Annotated in this window: 16 protein-coding genes; 13 read left to right on the top strand and 3 right to left on the bottom strand. The window is 38.1% G+C overall.

What is annotated here, in order from left to right; all coding sequences use genetic code 11:
• Positions 1–27: 27 nt before the first annotated feature.
• Entirely contained in the window at positions 28–918 is an 891-nt protein-coding gene (locus ACIZ62_RS08880) for a DMT family transporter (protein ID WP_414151775.1), read from the bottom strand.
• 169 nt (positions 919–1,087) lie between these two features.
• On the opposite strand from ACIZ62_RS08880, the gene ACIZ62_RS08885 reads away from it, so the two are divergent.
• On the top strand, positions 1,088–1,654 hold the full coding sequence (locus tag ACIZ62_RS08885) for a helix-turn-helix domain-containing protein (protein WP_414151776.1): 567 nt from the start codon (positions 1,088–1,090) through the stop codon (positions 1,652–1,654).
• Between the two features lie 60 nt (positions 1,655–1,714).
• Here ACIZ62_RS08885 and ACIZ62_RS08890 read toward each other — a convergent pair whose 3' ends face one another.
• A complete protein-coding gene (locus tag ACIZ62_RS08890; protein WP_414151850.1) occupies positions 1,715–2,041 on the bottom strand; it encodes an LUD domain-containing protein in 327 nt (108 codons plus the stop codon).
• A gap of 92 nt (positions 2,042–2,133) precedes the next feature.
• On the opposite strand from ACIZ62_RS08890, the gene ACIZ62_RS08895 reads away from it, so the two are divergent.
• From ACIZ62_RS08895 to ACIZ62_RS08945, 11 genes are all read left to right on the top strand, one after another.
• Complete coding sequence (locus ACIZ62_RS08895) at positions 2,134–2,469, top strand: hypothetical protein (RefSeq protein WP_414151777.1); 336 nt, start codon at positions 2,134–2,136, stop codon at positions 2,467–2,469.
• 272 nt (positions 2,470–2,741) lie between these two features.
• On the top strand, positions 2,742–3,059 hold the full coding sequence (locus tag ACIZ62_RS08900) for an ATP-binding protein (protein ID WP_414151778.1): 318 nt from the start codon (positions 2,742–2,744) through the stop codon (positions 3,057–3,059).
• 355 nt (positions 3,060–3,414) lie between these two features.
• Positions 3,415–4,176 (top strand): hypothetical protein, encoded by a 762-nt coding sequence (locus ACIZ62_RS08905; RefSeq protein WP_414151779.1) that lies wholly within the window; start codon positions 3,415–3,417, stop codon positions 4,174–4,176.
• A 52-nt stretch (positions 4,177–4,228) separates the two neighbouring features.
• Positions 4,229–4,420 (top strand): hypothetical protein, encoded by a 192-nt coding sequence (locus ACIZ62_RS08910; RefSeq protein ID WP_414151780.1) that lies wholly within the window; start codon positions 4,229–4,231, stop codon positions 4,418–4,420.
• Between the two features lie 351 nt (positions 4,421–4,771).
• Positions 4,772–5,824 carry an FIST signal transduction protein gene (locus ACIZ62_RS08915; RefSeq protein ID WP_414151851.1) on the top strand — a complete coding sequence of 351 codons (1,053 nt, stop codon included), beginning with the start codon at positions 4,772–4,774 and terminating at the stop codon, positions 5,822–5,824.
• Between the two features lie 11 nt (positions 5,825–5,835).
• The gene (locus tag ACIZ62_RS08920; RefSeq protein ID WP_414151781.1) at positions 5,836–6,762 is read left to right on the top strand and encodes a methyl-accepting chemotaxis protein; all 927 of its coding nucleotides are present in this window, start codon (positions 5,836–5,838) and stop codon (positions 6,760–6,762) included.
• Positions 6,763–7,202: 440 nt separating this feature from the next.
• A complete protein-coding gene (locus tag ACIZ62_RS08925; protein WP_414151782.1) occupies positions 7,203–9,335 on the top strand; it encodes a chemotaxis protein CheW in 2,133 nt (710 codons plus the stop codon).
• Positions 9,336–9,374: 39 nt separating this feature from the next.
• The gene (locus tag ACIZ62_RS08930; protein ID WP_414151783.1) at positions 9,375–9,875 is read left to right on the top strand and encodes a chemotaxis protein CheW; all 501 of its coding nucleotides are present in this window, start codon (positions 9,375–9,377) and stop codon (positions 9,873–9,875) included.
• A 3-nt stretch (positions 9,876–9,878) separates the two neighbouring features.
• Complete coding sequence (locus tag ACIZ62_RS08935; protein WP_414151784.1) at positions 9,879–11,603, top strand: methyl-accepting chemotaxis protein; 1,725 nt, start codon at positions 9,879–9,881, stop codon at positions 11,601–11,603.
• 54 nt (positions 11,604–11,657) lie between these two features.
• Positions 11,658–14,810: an ATP-binding protein gene (locus ACIZ62_RS08940; protein WP_414151785.1), complete on the top strand. Its 3,153-nt coding sequence runs from the start codon at positions 11,658–11,660 to the stop codon at positions 14,808–14,810.
• 15 nt (positions 14,811–14,825) lie between these two features.
• The gene (locus tag ACIZ62_RS08945) at positions 14,826–15,233 is read left to right on the top strand and encodes a response regulator (protein ID WP_111887005.1); all 408 of its coding nucleotides are present in this window, start codon (positions 14,826–14,828) and stop codon (positions 15,231–15,233) included.
• A 76-nt stretch (positions 15,234–15,309) separates the two neighbouring features.
• Here ACIZ62_RS08945 and ACIZ62_RS08950 read toward each other — a convergent pair whose 3' ends face one another.
• Complete coding sequence (locus ACIZ62_RS08950) at positions 15,310–15,711, bottom strand: bacteriohemerythrin (RefSeq protein ID WP_414151786.1); 402 nt, start codon at positions 15,709–15,711, stop codon at positions 15,310–15,312.
• Positions 15,712–15,961: 250 nt separating this feature from the next.
• Here ACIZ62_RS08950 and ACIZ62_RS08955 point away from each other — a divergent pair, with 250 nt between their 5' ends.
• Positions 15,962–16,789, top strand: a complete 828-nt coding sequence (locus ACIZ62_RS08955) for a CheR family methyltransferase (protein ID WP_414151787.1) — start codon at positions 15,962–15,964, stop codon at positions 16,787–16,789.
• The last annotated feature ends 14 nt before the right edge of the window (positions 16,790–16,803 follow it).

The raw sequence follows: 16,803 nt of genomic DNA on the forward strand, positions 1-16,803 counted from the left end.
TGAGATAATCACATATAACTCTCCAAGTTAGCATTCTGCGCGAGCGTTATTTTGGAGAAATAAAAACAAGGCGAGTCCAACTAATGTAATTGTTATACCTGCCCCCTGTCGCAATGAGATAACTTCGCCCAAAATGAAATAAGCAAGGATACAAGTACCAACTGTTTCACCTAAAATACTCATTGATATGGCTGATACGCTCAACCATTTAAGAAGCCAATTAAAAATCATTTGCCCCAAAATAGTAGCAATTAAGGCTAATCCGATAAAGGATTTCCATGTGTATAGAGGATAGTCAATGAAAGATACATGCTGGCTAAACGTATATATCGCTAAAAAAAATGCACTGCATGAATATCCTAATATTGAATAAGGAATGACAGACAATTTTTTTCGTATGTGCTGCCCAATAAAAAAATAGGCAGTTATGACACCAGCGGCTATGAAGGCAAGCACATCACCAAATAAAGCTTGATAACTGACTCCAAAGTCTCCCCAGCCAATGATGAAACAACCAATTAAGGATACAAAACAGCTGGCGATTGCTCCCTTGCCGAAGCGTTCCTTAAATAAGAAATGTCCTCCAACAAATGAAAAAAGAGGCTGTAATGTGACAATAACGGTTGAACTTGCGACAGATGTGTAGTTCAGGGATTCAAACCATAAAACATAGTGTATTGCTAGAAATAACCCTGATAAGAGTCCTAATCCCAATTGCTTCTTAGTCAACGAGAGCAGAGCTTGCCGATTTCCTTTTTCGAATAATAAAAGTGGCAAGAGTATCAATGCTGCAAAAAAAAGTCGGTAAAAAGCAGTGATAGAAGAAGGAGCATCAGCTAATTTTACAAATATAGCTGAAGTGGATAAAGCAAAAACTCCTAAAATTAAAGAAAAATATTGAATAATTCTTGACTGCATCAGGGTATCAGATACCTCCTTGCTCTTGTTAAATATAAAATACATGGTATAATATAATGTATAAGATTATTATAGTCTATTGTCATTGTTAATTAAAGCTCTATTTGCTTTATACATTATGTTAATACAAGTGAAAGAAAAAACTTATTATTATGGATGGGAGATTATTATGAATTCAAATCGTCTGGGGCAAACAGTTTTGAATTACAGGAAGAAAAAAGGAATGACAATACGTGAGTTTGCAGATTTTGCAGGAATAAGTACATCCCTTATAAGCCAGATTGAGCGAGGACAGGCAAATCCGTCACTAAGTGTATTGGAACTTATTGCAAAAGCCCTTAATGTACCGCTTTATACACTTTTTATCAATGAAATTGATACAAAATCTTTAATTTCTAAAAAGAAAGATCGAAAGAAAGTTTACAGAGAAAACAGTGATCATATTGTTTATGACGTGTTAACTCCAGATTTTATGAAGGCACATATTGAACTTTTAATGATGGATTTGAATGCTCATGCCAATACGACAGAAAGTCACTATTCTCATATGGACAAGGAAGAAATTGCGGTTGTCATGAAGGGAGAGACCTATGTTGAATTAGAAGGAGTTGAATATTTTCTGGAGGAGGGAGATGTTGTTCGTATTCCTCCTAATGTAAAACATCGATTTCTAAACAAGGGAGATCAAGCCAATCATATCTTATTTGTACTTACACCATCGCTTTACCCATCATAACCAAAGCTTGTTTTTATTACAATTTGTCCTTATCGGTTCATAGAAAACTTATAATGAAAATTATTCATAGTAATTAAAATCAACCACAATAATCACCTGCTTGGGACCATAAAGCATCGGGGCTACACGACTGCCATTTCCATCTATATTAAAAATTTTTCCGTCCATTGTAATAGCATTTGATCCAGTAATAAAAGTATTAACAGAAAAATTTTCAAGATACAGCTTATGTTTTTCTTCCTTGGATAACGTAGGATTTAATTTATCTAAGAAAGTATAATTTCTGTTCGTAAGAAATCGAAAATACCCGTTTCCTCTAATGTAATGGAATCTCCGCAGCCGACAGAAGAATCTATAGCTATTAGGCGGGATAGCAGTGCAAACAATTCAGAAGGAAGGCAATCCCATCGGAGTACCATAGATAAATAAATTATTCTTATAGATATCAATTGCTCGATTTATGCAGAAATGTAGTATTAGTGGATGGTCGTATTCAAAAACATCTTTCTAGTGTTGCGAATTTTCACGGGAATCTGGTGACAAATCATAAAAATCCTGATTTGCCGATACACAAGCGCATGTTTCTTCTAGATCTCGGATTCGATATGGAAGTACCTGAAATAAAAATGGCAGTTGATGAAATTCTTAAGCATCAAGACGAGCACGGCATTTATCAGTCTCTGACCAACGTACCTAAGCATTTTGGCGGAGCGGGTGTGGATGTTTTTAGCTGGTGCCTGTGCGATGCCCCGCTGCTTTTGCTTGCGCCGATAAAAGCAGGCATGGATTATAATGATAACCCTGATAAGAAATAAACAGGATAAAGATAAATATTTTACGCCTGAATCGGTGTATATGAAATTGAAAGATTGGGATTTTGGGCAAAAAAAATACCGTCTCTTTATTTGACCTACTTATGCTATCGTATTTTTGAGCGTCTGGAATAATGACAGTAAGAAACTGAAATGAATCTTAATTCTACTTTACCTGTAGATATAAAAACGAAAAAAAGGCTCCCTACAATTAAATTTTGTAGAGTGCCTTTCTTGTTTTCAGACTTATTCATTTTTAAGACCGGTTCGGTCTGATGGCTGATCGGGAATACACCAACCGCAAAAATAACCGACTGCAGCGACTGATCAGAAAAGCTGGCTTTGATCAGTCGCAGGCAAATGTGAATGACATTAATTATCAGGCGGGTCGAAAACTCAATAAAAAGCTGATTGATCGCCTGTCAACCTGTGAATATATCCAGAGAGCACATAATATTATTATTGCCGGTGCAACGGGTACCGATAAGTCTGACATTGCCTGTTCTCAAGGAATGAAAGGCTGCAAACACTACTACGCCACAAACGATCCGTCTACCGGAACTACTGGCCGAACTGGCCGTTGCCTGGGGTGAGGGCAAGTTTAGAGAAACGATCAGACACTATCAGAAATACACCCTCCTGATCCTCAATGAATGGTTGCTGATCAAACGAACAGAAACGGAAGCCCGGGACTTATGCGTTTGATCCACGCCACCCCGTAATATCCACCTGCTTTTTCTGCCTTTCGATTTTGGCCATAAAAACAAGCCAACATAAAGTTGACTTGTTATATAAAAAATTGTCCTTTATTGAAAACAAAGCACAAAAATATTGCCAAGTAGAGCGTTTTAAATAGTTGAAAAAAATATATATAAATGGTATTATGACTACGAGTCATATGACTGATGGTCATAAATGAGCTGAATTATATCATAGGAGGTAAATAAAATGAAAAAATGGATAAATGGATATTGGATAATTTTCTTATTAGTAATTATTGTTTCAGCAGTTGGTTATATAGTTCTATTATCAACAACTAGAACAGGGCTAGTTGATATGTGTATTGAAGGTGCCTTATTTTTAATTGCAAGTATTATAGCGTTAAGAGGATTTTCAAAATCTAAGGATACGATGGAAAAAAACTTTAGAAGATTTGAACTATTGTATGGGCTAACCTATTTAATCGCTGTTATTTCATTCATTATCGGAATATATTATTACGTTAATAATCCAAACATTGTGGAAATTAGTATTTCAGATGTAATGGGAAATAATTTGTTAATGGTGATGAGCTCAATTAAATCATTTACAATGGTGTTTTTGATTTTTGCGTGGATTAGTTTTTATAAATACTTAGATATAAAAGGTACTTCAAGGAAAAAAATAATTACGTTTTTAGGAGGGTTCTCACTTTATTTAGCGTTTTCGATTATTATAGGGGGTTTGACGGATGATATTAGTGTATTAAGTTTAGGTGTTGTTCTTGGAAGTATAATTGGTATATTTGCTTTGATTGCTCTAGATAAAAGAACTAGATGTTTGGCAATAATTTTCGCAGTCTATAGCTGTATACATTTAAGTGAGTTTTATTTAATGGGAATTGGTAAAAATCTAACAACAGGTCTTAATAATCCTGTTTATTGGGCAGTTACACTTTTATACATTTTAGAAGTTAAAAGATGGATTGATAATGAATTAAACAAGGAATAAATTTATTATTACAGTGTAGTATGAGGAAAGTCTTATGATAAAAATGAGGAGGATGCTAGTAGGCAGAACCGTTCATCAAAAAACTGAAAATACGAAATCGGATGAGTTGAAGTTTATTTATTATGATGCCTATATTGAAGCCAGACAGGCAATTAAAAACGGAGCTATCTCAAACACACAAAAATCTACTGCGGTAGTAGATACCGCTCAACAAGAAAATGCAAATTTTGATGTAAAGGTATAATAATAGGGTCGTTTGGCTACGCAGCAAGGAGATAAATCATTATCAACAATGGTAACTCGAACCACGTCAAGACACGTCAGTCTAAAAAAATAGTCAGATCAACAGGTTGATGGTGAGACGGACCCATAATTTAAAAAAGTAAAACTCAATTAATTAGAGATTGGACCGAATCTCGATTGATTGAGTTTTTTGTTTTTTAAAAAAACTTTACAAAAGTTAGATTGAATTAAGTTTTCCGGTAGTGTAATATTATCCCTAGTATTTAAAATGATTGACCTTTAAATTCTGCGAAAGGGAGTAACGATGAATTACAAAATTGGAAAAAGCAATAACAGTAATCCAGATATAGCTATGCGTGAGGCAACTGCGCATCTGAAAAACCCAAAGTTAGTTTTGTTTTTTTCCGGTGTGGATGATTTTGCACATTATGCATGCAAAATAAAGACTAGCTTTCCGGAGGCTATTTCAATGGGAGCCACAACTTTTGCAGCATTTTGCAAAGAAGGCGCCTATAAAGATACTTTGATGGTCATTGGTTTTGAAGATGGCATTCAATGTGAAGCCAGCCTTTTGAAAGATGCTGACAAGTATCCCCTTAAATATGTGGATCAGGTAGAAAAAACTGCGGACCGATTTAAAAAACCAGAGAATACCATCTGTCTAGAGTTTTCCAGTGCTCTGATTAGCTGTGAAGAATTGGTTTTGTCCACTCTCAATGCAGTACTGTCGAAAAAAAAGATTCCTGTTTTTGGCGGTTCCTCCGGGGATCGGGGACGGGCTGAAAAAACAATTGTCGCATTAAATGGAGAAACCTATCAGAATGCCTGTGTTTTTGTGATTATTGAAAATCTGGGTGGAAAGATCAGATTATACCGGGAAAACATTTACAAACCGACCCAACATTATTTTAAATCAACGAAGGTTGATGTGAAAAAAAGGGTCGTCTATGAATATGACAACAAGCCGGCTGCCAAGGTGATGGCTACTGCACTGGGTGTCACCATCGGCGAGTTGCCAAAATATTTGGACAGTTATCCATTAGGACGAATCATCGGAAATGAGATGTTTATTGTTGCCAACAACCAGGTTGTTAATGGTAGTGGGATGGAGTATCATGCCCGAGTTTATAATAATTCGCAGATGGTTTTGCTGGAACCCGATGATTACAAAACGGTGCTACAGAAAACCTTGGATCAAGTCAACAGAGAATGCAATCGACCCAGTTTGACGTTGATGGTCAATTGTCTGGCTCGTTCCATACTCTTTGAATCCAATGGTGATTTAAATGCGTTTGCAACCAGAGTAGGAAGTGCTCTGGGTAATTATGTAGGTTTTGCGGGTTATGGTGAACAGCTAAATGAACAGCATTTTAACCAGACCATGGTTCTGGCTGTATTTGAATAGAGGTGCGAGAGATGAACGAGTTAGAAAATAGTCGGACAAAAGGTACAAGTATCGATAAAACCATGGAAAAGAGCATTCAGTTTGGTGTTAAGCATATTGAAGGAAAAATTGAACAGTTGATGGAGGAAGAAGTTGAGGTTTCAAACTATTTGGATGATGTTGCCCATACCTACTCGCAAATTGCCAATATCAGTGAAATGACCATTACCATCAATGATGATTTTAAAAATTTCAGCTCCTATGCCAGTCAGATTAATAAAGTTATCGATAGTTCCGATACAGTGATTAATCAGACCGAAGCAAATGTAACCGAACTGGCAAACAACATTTTGTATACTAATGAACAATTAGATACCATTGGCAATGTATTTATGCAATTGGAAAAGGACTTTTCAAATATTAAAAACATGTCCAACGGCATCAATGGTATTGCCATGCAATCCAATCTACTGGCCTTCAATGCCTATATTGAAGCGGAACGAGCGGGAGAGGCCGGTCGGGCTTTTGCAGTTGTCGCTCAGCAAATGCGGGTCTTATCGACGTCCACAAAAGAACTTGTGGATGGCATTGATGACAGTGTCAAAGTACTGTTTAAAAGCGTCAAAGATGTTAATGCCGAAATACAGGCTTCAAAATCGGCGAGCATCACTAATCTGCAAAAGGTTAATGATGTTAAAAGCAATATCGAACAAGTCAATGAATGCACTGACGAAGTAAAAAATTTCAGCAAACAGATAATTAAAGGGATTGATGCTACCAGTGATCGAATTAATGGTGCAGCCGTAGGCTTTGGAGCTATTTCTCAAGTGGTCGATTCTTTTGGCGAAAAAATAGATAATCTGAATATTAAAATGAGTAAAAAATCCAGCATTATTTGTAGTGTTATTGATTTTTTACAGCAAATGGAAAATATGTTAACGGAATTAGTTAAAAACTAGTCGGTAGAGTAAAGTTCCTAATAAAAGAGCAGCTATTAATTAAGTAGTATGTATCTAATTATTAAAAAGGCGTTTTTTCCGATTATTTATTTATGAAGAGTATGTAGGTAAACTTTTTTTAAGAAACAACTGTAAAACTGGTTTTCGGGGTTAGAAAAAGATGATTATATGTCATATTGTATGATATATAAATGATATCGAGGAAAAATATGAAACATTTAAGACGAGATCTTTTTTTTTGTTTAAAATGAATAAATTGGTGTATAAAAAAAGAATAAACGTGTACTAGGTTAAAATGATCGTTATTGGTGCTAACAAGAAGAATCGATTCGGTTTTAAAATTATATTTGTTTACAATTTATAACTTTAGGACATATCGTTTGTACATATGAAAGATGTCAAAGTAGTTTATAAAACCCGATTTGTGAGAGGTGACGACGGTGACAAGAAATTTTGAAAATGAACCAATGATGGAAGTTTACATCTTTGAAACGACCCAGAATCTCGAGCAGCTGGAGCAGGTTATTATAAGCAGTGAAAAAAGCGGAGGATTTACACCGGACGATGTCAGTGAAATCTTCCGGTTTATGCATACCATCAAGGGATCATCGGCCATGATGCTATTTGACAACATCGAAACAGTGGCACATGTTATGGAAGATATATTTTATTTTATCAGGGAACAGAAGCCCGAAGGACTGGATTTTTCAGCGGTATCTGATCTGGTGCTGAAATGTGTGGATTTTATAAAAGAAGAGATTAATAAAATTGCGAGTCATAATGATGCTGATGGCAATCCGGCATTTCTGATAGAAGAGTTGAATGTATTTCTGAATGAATTAAGAAAGATTTTTGGTGAGGAAGATACCCAAAACAAGAATCATCAAAAAAAACAACAGTATTATATTGCTCAGGAGAAAAACCAGGGCTTGCTATTTGAAGAAGACCGATCAACGAACGAATTGAGCTCCGGTTCTGAGAGTTCATGTTATCAGGCGATTATTCATTATGAAGATGATTGCAAAATGGAAAATATCCGGGCTTATACCCTGGTTTTTGGGCTAGGTGAAATGGTCGAAGAGATTTACTATTCGCCATCAGATATTGCTGAAAATCCAGAAACGGCAGTTTATATTCGGGAAAACGGATTTGAAGTATTCTTCAAAACAGAAATGAATTACGAGGAGATCAAGACTCACTTTGAAAGCATCATCTATATCGAGCAGCTTCTCTTGCGAGAAATTGATGAAGTTCGATTGGACCCATTCCGTAACATACAACAAGACGAGATGACAAATAAAAACTTTACACTTCCAGAAAGTGAGATTTGTGTGCCTGAAAGTTTAGGTCCAACTATTGCGACTACTGTGGATACACAGAAAAGCAATACCTGCGCCGCTCAGAAAATGATTAGTGTCAATGTTGAAAAGTTGGATAACCTGATGAATTTAGTAGGAGAATTGATGATCACCGAATCCATGGTAACGCAGTGTCCCGAGGTGGAAGCCATCCAATCAGAGAATTTTCGCAAGGCTACTATCGAGCTTCACAAGATTACGGCGGAACTTCAGGATATGGTGATGTCGATCCGAATGGTACAGCTATCAACTACCTTTGTAAAAATGAATCGAATTGTCCGGGATATGTGTAAAAAACTGGACCGGGAAGTGGTGCTGGATCTTTATGGAGAAGAAACCGAAGTCGATAAAAATATCATTGAGCATATCTCCGATCCTCTGATGCACATCATTCGGAATGCCATTGATCATGGCATCGAGCCAGAAGAAGAACGATTGGTAAAAGGTAAAGAAAAAGTAGGACACATTACTCTTGAGGCTAAAAACGTGGGTAGTGATGTGCTCATCGTTATAAAAGATGACGGTCGGGGTTTAAATAAAGAACGTATCCTGGAAAAAGCGCGTCAAAATGAACTGCTAACTAAACCAGAAGCAGAAATGAGTGACCGGGAGATTTTTAAACTGATCCTTCTACCGGGGTTTTCCACCAAGGAGAACATCACTGAATTTTCGGGTCGGGGCGTCGGCATGGATGTGGTTACAAAAAATTTAGAGGCCGTCGGCGGAGCCGTATTGGTTGACAGTGAAATTGACCACGGCACCACCATCACTCTGAAAATCCCGTTGACCCTGGCGATTGTGGAAGGGATGAATATCCGGGTGGGTAAATCCCGATACACCATCCCCATAACTACGATTGCTGAATCTTTCCGCCCTGATGTAAAGGATTGCATGAGCGATCCGGATAACAATGAAATGGTAATGATCCGCGGACAGTGTTATCCGATTTTGCGGCTCCATAAGCACTATCATATAAAAAATGCCGAAACTGATTTAACTAAGGGTATTTTAATAATGGTGGAGCAGGAGGAAAAGGTAATCTGTGTCTTTGCCGATGAACTGCTAGGACAGCAGCAGGTGGTAGTAAAAGCTTTACCAAATTATGTGAACTCAATGAAGAAAATTCTTGGGTTGGCTGGCTGTACTCTCCTACCAGATGGCAATATTAGTCTGATTATGGATATCAGTAACCTCACCAGTTTGCGGGTCCAATAAGTCATCGTTTATGAGTTAATATAGAGGGGAGTTGAAGAAATGGGAAGAGACATTACCGAAGAGATTGATCAGGAAGATGAGCATCAAGGAATGTATCTAACTTTTGAACTGGCCAATGAATATTATGGGGTGTGGATTGGCTATGTTACTGAAATTATTGGCATTTTACCATTTACAGAAGTTCCAGAGCTACCTGATTACGTTCGGGGTATCTTTAATCTAAGGGGACGCATTATTCCGTTAATGGATATGCGGCTACGGTTTCAAAAGGAATTTGTAGAATATGATGAACGGTCCTGTGTGATTGTTATTGATGTTGAAGAAAACACGGTGGGATTGATTGTGGACAGTGTATCTGAGGTGATTTCTTTTGAAGACGCAGATGTCATTCAACAACCCATGCTTAGTTCTGGAATCTCCAACCAATTTATTAAAAGCATTGGTAAAGTGAAAAATGAAGTCAAGCTACTTATCGACTGTGACAAATTGTTATCCAATCAGGAAATCGAAATTTTAGAGAATGAGAAAGAAGAGGACTAAGAGATGAGATGGTTTTATAATTTGAAAATTGGAACAAAGTTGATTCTTGGTTTTATTGTGGTGGCAATGATTGCCGGTGGGATTGGCGTGATGGGAGTAATCAGCATTAAGACAGTGGATCGGCAGGATAATTATCTTTATGAAAAGATGACAGTACCCTTGGGTGAAATGATATTTATGACCCAAGCTCTTAAAGGAATCAGTAAGGATGTGAATGGTATCATCTTATCCACTAACAGTGAAGAAATCTCCCAAATCGAAGCTGCTATTCAAAAAGAAAACACAGTATTTGATACAAATTTAAAGAGCTTTCAGACAACCCTGTTTTCAGAAGAAGGTGCAAAACTGGTGGAAGAAACCTTTGCCCAAAAAGAAAAAATGGATAAGGCGGTAACTGAGATCACGGCCCTTGCCAAACAGGGTAAGCAGGCTGAAGCGATTGCCTTACAAAAAAACGGTGACTATGCCAGCGCAACAGCCCAGATCGAAAACGATTTTGGTCGAATGATTGAAATAAAACTACAGGTTGCAGGTGAAACCGCGGCCGGTAATTCTGCTATAGCCAACACCTCCACACTTATAACGATTGCTTTAATCATTGTGGGGATGATTCTGTCGATACTCTTGGGTGTTTTTATTGCTTCAACCATCAAAAAACCGATCTATAAAATGGTGGCTGCATCAAAACGGATTGCAGATGGTGATTTGGATGTCTCTATCGATATCAGTTCTAAGGACGAAATGGGTGATCTGGCCGGGGCTTTTAATCGGATGTCGGCTAATATTAATGAGGTGATGGTTAACATTAATGAAGCCACTGAACAAGTGGCATCGGGCTCGAGACAGGTCTCGGATTCCAGTATTTCGTTATCACAGGGGGCCACTGAACAGGCTAGTTCCATCGAGGAACTTACGGCATCTATTGAAGAAATTGCTTCCCAGACCCGACTTAATGCAGAAAATGCAGATCAGGCCAACCAGTTGGCAGAAAATACCAAAGACAACGCCAACCAGGGGAATAGTCGAATGCAACAGATGCTAGGTTCGATGGAAGACATCAGCGAATCGTCCAACAACATTTCTAAGATCATTAAGGTAATTGATGAAATTGCCTTTCAGACCAATATTTTGGCACTTAACGCAGCCGTTGAAGCGGCTAAAGCTGGTCAAAACGGAAAGGGTTTTGCTGTAGTTGCTGTAGAGGTGCGAAATCTGGCCGCCCGATCAGCCAGTGCTGCAAAAGAAACCACTGCCCTTATTGAAGGCTCCATTAAAAAAGTTGAGGGTGGCACTAAAATTGCTAATGAAACTGCTACTGCTCTTGTTTCGATAGTTGATTCGATCGAAAAGGTCTATGGTCTAATCAGTAATATATCGGTTGCCTCTAATGAACAGGCGATCGGTGTCGAACAAATTAATCAGGGAATTGCCCAGATCGCTAATGTGGTTCAATCTACTTCGGCAACTTCTCAGGAAACGGCCGCCGCCAGCGAAGAATTGGCAAGTCAGGCGGAAATGCTAAAAGAGCAAGTTGCCCGGTTTAAACTAAAACGGGGAGGCTTCATGGGAACCGAAGCTTATGAAAACTTGAGTCCGGAAATGATGCGGATGTTTGAAAACATGAAAGAGCAGAACCGTCAGGCAGTCAATAAACGATCTGGTCAGTCTAGCCAAGCGCCACCTGCGAAAAGCATCATATTGAGTGATGACGAGTATGGAAAATATTAACACCTCTGACAAACGTAAGTAAGGGCCTAAACTATATTAACCTGGAGAAATCGAATGGATGAAATGAGACAGCAAATTATAAATAAAGATAAAGCTTGGCTGGTATCAACCCTGAACAGCGCCGGGGATGCTATCATCACTTGTAATATGGATGACCGCATGGATTTTGCCAATGCCGAAGCATTGAATATACTTGGCTTGAGTCTAGCAGAAATTTTGGACAAGCCTTTTTTGGAGGTTTTTAAACTATTTCGGGATGGGCAGGATATGCCGATCCAGTTCTGGACAAATGCCAAAAAGGGAGAAATGGCGGATAGTGTTGGTTTACCAGGACGATCCTATTATTTAAAATCGGATGGTACAAAGTGCTATCTGTCTGCCCGATTGTCCCCACTTCTTTCGGATAGTGGGGATTATATAGGCAGGGTAGTCGTATTTCGGGATATCTCCAGAATTATCGAGGCCGAAATAACCATTAAAAACGAGCGCAATAATTTGAAAACGATGTTTGATCTGTTGCCAACCAGTATGCTGGTTGTCGATGAGAAGTTGTTAATAACCCGGGCTAATCGGGCCTTTTTCAAAACCTTTAATCTTGACATGAAAAATGTTATTGGCAGGCAGTTCGGCGATGCGTTGGGATGCGTTTTCAGTTTTAATGGGGGGTGTGGTTATTCTAAGAATTGTGAATTTTGCCATTTTAGAAAAATAGTGACCCGCGTTTTGGAAGAAAAGAAAATAATCAGAGACAGATCCATTAAAGTGAATTTTATAAACCATGGGATCGAAGATACCCGGTATTTAAATTTGAGTGTGATGCCAATTATCTCAGCCAATTATTCCGAGTATATCATCACTCTGGAAGATATGACTGAACAGTATTATTATGAGAAAGGTTTAAAAGAAGCGCGGGAAGCCAGCCTCTCTATTTTAGATAGTTTGCCGGTCATGATTTACCGTATTGATCGTGATCAACGCTGTGATTTTATTAATCAAACGTTTAAAGCTTTCATGAATATATCCCGAGACTTTTTTCTGAAGAACCTGAAAAGTCATATGAAAACTGACGATCATAAACGCTTTATCAATACGTTAAAACGTTCCCTAAAAGAAAAATGCAACTTTAATATCGAACTAGAACTATTAGCACCAAACAATACCTATCGTATCTTTCGAGGCATGGGACGGCCTTTTTACGATAAAAATCAAGAATATGCAGGGATGATTGGGTTATTTTTAGACATTCACGATGAACGTTTTGCAGAAGAGCTTTTTACTAAGAGTCAGAAAAAATATTTTTCGCTGTTTAAATACATGGACAGTAGCATCTCATACTTTAAAGCCCTTTACGACAATGACCGAAACCTAATTGATGCGGAACTGGTGGAGATGAATCTGGCAACTGAAGAATTGTTTGGTGTCAATCGGGATGAGGTAATCGGCCACAAATTGTCAGAAATGGGATTTCTTGAAACCAAAGAAAGCTTGGGACTTTTTAAAAGATTCCGAGAGGTTCTCACCCATGGCGAAAATATACCTCTTGAAGAGTATTATATGATTCGCCTTGAAAAATGGGTGGAAGGCTCAATATACAGTCCGGAATCTGGTTATGTGGCGGTTCTTGCTTCAGATGTTGATCAAAAGAAAAAAACCGAAATTAAACTTAAACAAGCAATTGAACGATCGGAAGAAGCCAATCGGGCCAAGAGCGAGTTTTTAGCAAATATGAGCCATGAAATTCGGACGCCACTTAATGGCATTGTCGGGATGATTGATCTCACTGCTTTAGAACCCCTTTCTGAGGAACAAAAGGATAATCTGAGAACTGCCAAAGGATGTGTGGCGTCGCTGATTGCGATTATCAATGATATTTTAGATTTTGCAAAAATTGAAGCTGGAAAATTGATGATTAATCCAATGAGTTTTAATTTAATGTCTTTTGTTGAATCGACAGTCAAAACGCACAAAAAACATGCCCTTGAAAAATACCTGGATTTGACCGTCAATTATGAGAACATTATCTCAAATTTTGTTATCAGTGACAGCATGCGACTCAAACAAATTTTAAATAATTTGATCAGCAATGCCATAAAATTCACTAATCAAGGATCAGTTACAATCACAGTCAGCCAAGAACCGTTGCCGGGTAAAACGGATCAAATTGTCCAGAAAATCACGATAGCTGATACCGGGATAGGAATCGATGAAAAAGACTATCCGATGCTGTTTCAGAGCTTTACTCAGATTGATGGCTCCTATACCCGGGAATATGGCGGAACAGGATTAGGCCTGGTGATTACAAAGCAACTCCTGGAGATGATGGGGGGAGAGGTAAGGTTCATCAGTCAGCTCGGAGTAGGGAGCACCTTTTCCGTTATTCTACCGATGATCATCACCAAAAAATCCGGTGAAACAGACGTCGAAACGGATGGGGAGGATAGTTTCGCGGGAAGTCGGATTTTGCTCGTTGAAGATGATCAGGTCAATCAAATCGTGATTGCAAAAATGCTTGAAAGTTTCGGTGCTGTGGTTGATGTGGCGGGGAACGGTGTTGAGGGTGTAAAAGCGGCTTCGAAAAATAATTATGATATTATTTTTATGGATGGGCAGATGCCTGTAATGGATGGAATTAAAGCGACCAAGTTGATTCGAGGGACGGAAACAACAACAGAGCCCTATTTTAAGCCCAATGAACTGGAAGAGTCTCTTAATCGAGAAACGCCAATAGTTGCTTTAACTGCCTTTGCGCTAAAAGGAGATGAAGCTATTTTTAAAGCAAGTGGAATGGATGACTATTTGTCTAAACCATTGGATCGACACCAAATGCAGCAGCTCTTAAAAAAATACCTTGGCCATTTGAAAGTAACCGCCCCAAAGCGATCTGTAGTAAATTTAGGTAGCTATTACGAGAAAGAGTGGAATATCAGCAAATCTAATTCGACAGAGCATTTAACTCCGGGCGAAAAAGAAAAGTGGGAAGTGACTCAAAAGATTGAAAGTCTTGAGCGGCTGTTGGCGCAGGAAAACCTGATCCTGATGGAAGTCATTGCCCATCAATTAAAAGGAATATTTGAAGAAATGAATATCGAGGTATTAAAAAACCTTGTTTTTAAAATAGAGTTGGAAATCAGAAAGGAGCGATTAGAAAAGGTGTCGGGATATTTAGAGCAGATCAGAGAAATCTGGCGGATGCATGTGCTAACGTAAGGAGGAGTGTATGAGATGAAGCGAATTCTAATTGTAGAAGATGATTTGATCAGCCGAAAATTTTTATCTAAATTCATGAACCGATACGGAGATTGCGATTTGGTAGTGGATGGCCTTGAAGCTATCGATGCCTATCTTTTAGCGACGAAAGAAGGCGTACCTTATGATCTGATCTGCCTTGATGTGATGATGCCTAAAATTGATGGGATTCAGGTGCTAAAAACCATCCGCGATTTGGAAAAACAAAATGGTGTTAACGATAATGAAAAGTGTAAAATAGTCATGACTACCGTATTGGGGGAAATCCTGACGGTCCAGTCAGCTTTTGATTTTGGCTGCAATGCCTATGCATCAAAACCCCTAGATATTGCAAAATTGACTGAAGTGCTAGGAAAAATCGGATTCATAGAAGAGCGGCTTTAAATCAGGAGGAGATTATCTTTTTATCAACCTGATCAAGAAAAAAACCGTAATCTCAGAAGAGACTGCGGTTTGATTTTTATAAGGTTTTAGCATAAGCACCAATTTTTTTATCAACGTTTGAAATATGTTTAGTCAGCCAATTTACAATCATCTGGTTAGCACTGATTATCAAGGTAACGTTTCCTCCGGATTCGTTGAAATCCTTTTTGAGTTTAGCTAATTCTTCGATAAATCCATGATGTAATTTTTTTTGTTCATCGATGCCCGGATATTTTATTTTGGTCATATAGGCTTCTTCATCTTTAAAATGTTGTTTGGTATAATCATCAAGAAAATCAAACATCTGAGCAATAACTTCCTTGGATTTTCCGGTTTTTCCGGCTTCAAAAAGTTGATCCGCTTTTTCAAACCAAATTTTATGTTGTGCATCAATGTTTTCTACACCAACTGATAATGCTGGTGTCCATACAATAGCCATAATTGTTCTCCATTCTAAATAAGATTTATTCCATTATAGACTTTTTCTTCTTGACTGACAAGAAAATTTTTAAATTAGCGAATTTGCTGGTGTAAATCGACTCTTAATTCCGACAAAGCGTGGGTATCTCCTATGAAATTCAGTATTTACTTTAGCCGCTGGCTGGGGTAAACTAGTTTAAGGTTTCGCCTGTTAGTCTGTCAGAAAGGCAAGGGGAGAAACAATGAAAACAGGATAGAGGATGTGAAAAATGATTCAAATCACCGAAAAAGAATTTGCTATGTTAACGGAATATATTCATTGTGAATATGGCATCGAGCTAAAGAAAGAAAAACAACTCCTACTTATGGGTCGGCTTCACAAGCTACTTGTCGAGTTGGGGTTTGATAGCTTTACAGACTATTATCATTATTTGATTTCTGATAAAACGGGTGAAGCCAGTTCAGTGTTAATCGATAAGGTCTCAACAAACCATACTTTTTTTATGAGAGAACCAGAGCACTTTGAGTATTTTAAAAATACGGTGCTGCCCAATTTGAAGATAAAAAAAGAAGAACAGAACAACCGCGATATTCGGCTTTGGTGTGCAGCCAGTTCTACGGGCGAAGAGCCCTATACTTTGGCAATGCTTATGGCTGACTATTTTGGATCAAGTGCCCATCACTGGGACAAAAAGCTACTGGCTACGGACATTTCAAATAAGGTATTGGATGTAGCTAAAAAAGGGATCTATGATAAAGAGCGTCTTCAGGTGTTGCCACCTAACTGGAAATTAAGGTATTTCAAGAACTATGATAGCAGTCAAATGGTGGTGGTGGATGAAATCAAAAAAGAAGTCATTTTTCGACGGTTTAACCTGATGACCCCCAACTTTGTTTTTAAGAAGAAATTTGATGTTATATTTTGTAGAAATGTCATGATATATTTTGATCAGGCGACAAAGGATCGACTGGTTGAGAAAATGTACAATTATACAGAACCAGGGGGGTATTTATTCATCGGTCACGCAGAATCACTTAATCTTAAACAGACGAATTATAAATTTATTGTGCCTGCTGTGTATCAAAAGCCGTATTAAGTTTTAGCGGTATA

It is taken from the genome of Acetobacterium carbinolicum, from assembly GCF_047456275.1.
Lineage (GTDB): Bacteria > Bacillota > Clostridia > Eubacteriales > Eubacteriaceae > Acetobacterium > Acetobacterium carbinolicum.

Bases quoted from the DNA above. Each gene is read 5' to 3' on its own strand.
- ACIZ62_RS08880 (WP_414151775.1), bottom strand. From the start codon at position 918: ATGCAGTCAAGAATTATTCAATATTTTTCTTTAATTTTAGGAGTTTTT.
- ACIZ62_RS08885 (WP_414151776.1), top strand. From the start codon at position 1,088: ATGAATTCAAATCGTCTGGGGCAAACAGTTTTGAATTACAGGAAGAAA.
- ACIZ62_RS08900 (WP_414151778.1), top strand. From the start codon at position 2,742: ATGGCTGATCGGGAATACACCAACCGCAAAAATAACCGACTGCAGCGA.
- ACIZ62_RS08905 (WP_414151779.1), top strand. From the start codon at position 3,415: ATGAAAAAATGGATAAATGGATATTGGATAATTTTCTTATTAGTAATT.
- ACIZ62_RS08910 (WP_414151780.1), top strand. From the start codon at position 4,229: ATGCTAGTAGGCAGAACCGTTCATCAAAAAACTGAAAATACGAAATCG.
- ACIZ62_RS08915 (WP_414151851.1), top strand. From the start codon at position 4,772: ATGCGTGAGGCAACTGCGCATCTGAAAAACCCAAAGTTAGTTTTGTTT.
- ACIZ62_RS08920 (WP_414151781.1), top strand. From the start codon at position 5,836: ATGAACGAGTTAGAAAATAGTCGGACAAAAGGTACAAGTATCGATAAA.
- ACIZ62_RS08930 (WP_414151783.1), top strand. From the start codon at position 9,375: ATGGGAAGAGACATTACCGAAGAGATTGATCAGGAAGATGAGCATCAA.
- ACIZ62_RS08935 (WP_414151784.1), top strand. From the start codon at position 9,879: ATGAGATGGTTTTATAATTTGAAAATTGGAACAAAGTTGATTCTTGGT.
- ACIZ62_RS08940 (WP_414151785.1), top strand. From the start codon at position 11,658: ATGGATGAAATGAGACAGCAAATTATAAATAAAGATAAAGCTTGGCTG.
- ACIZ62_RS08945 (WP_111887005.1), top strand. From the start codon at position 14,826: ATGAAGCGAATTCTAATTGTAGAAGATGATTTGATCAGCCGAAAATTT.
- ACIZ62_RS08950 (WP_414151786.1), bottom strand. From the start codon at position 15,711: ATGGCTATTGTATGGACACCAGCATTATCAGTTGGTGTAGAAAACATT.
- ACIZ62_RS08955 (WP_414151787.1), top strand. From the start codon at position 15,962: ATGATTCAAATCACCGAAAAAGAATTTGCTATGTTAACGGAATATATT.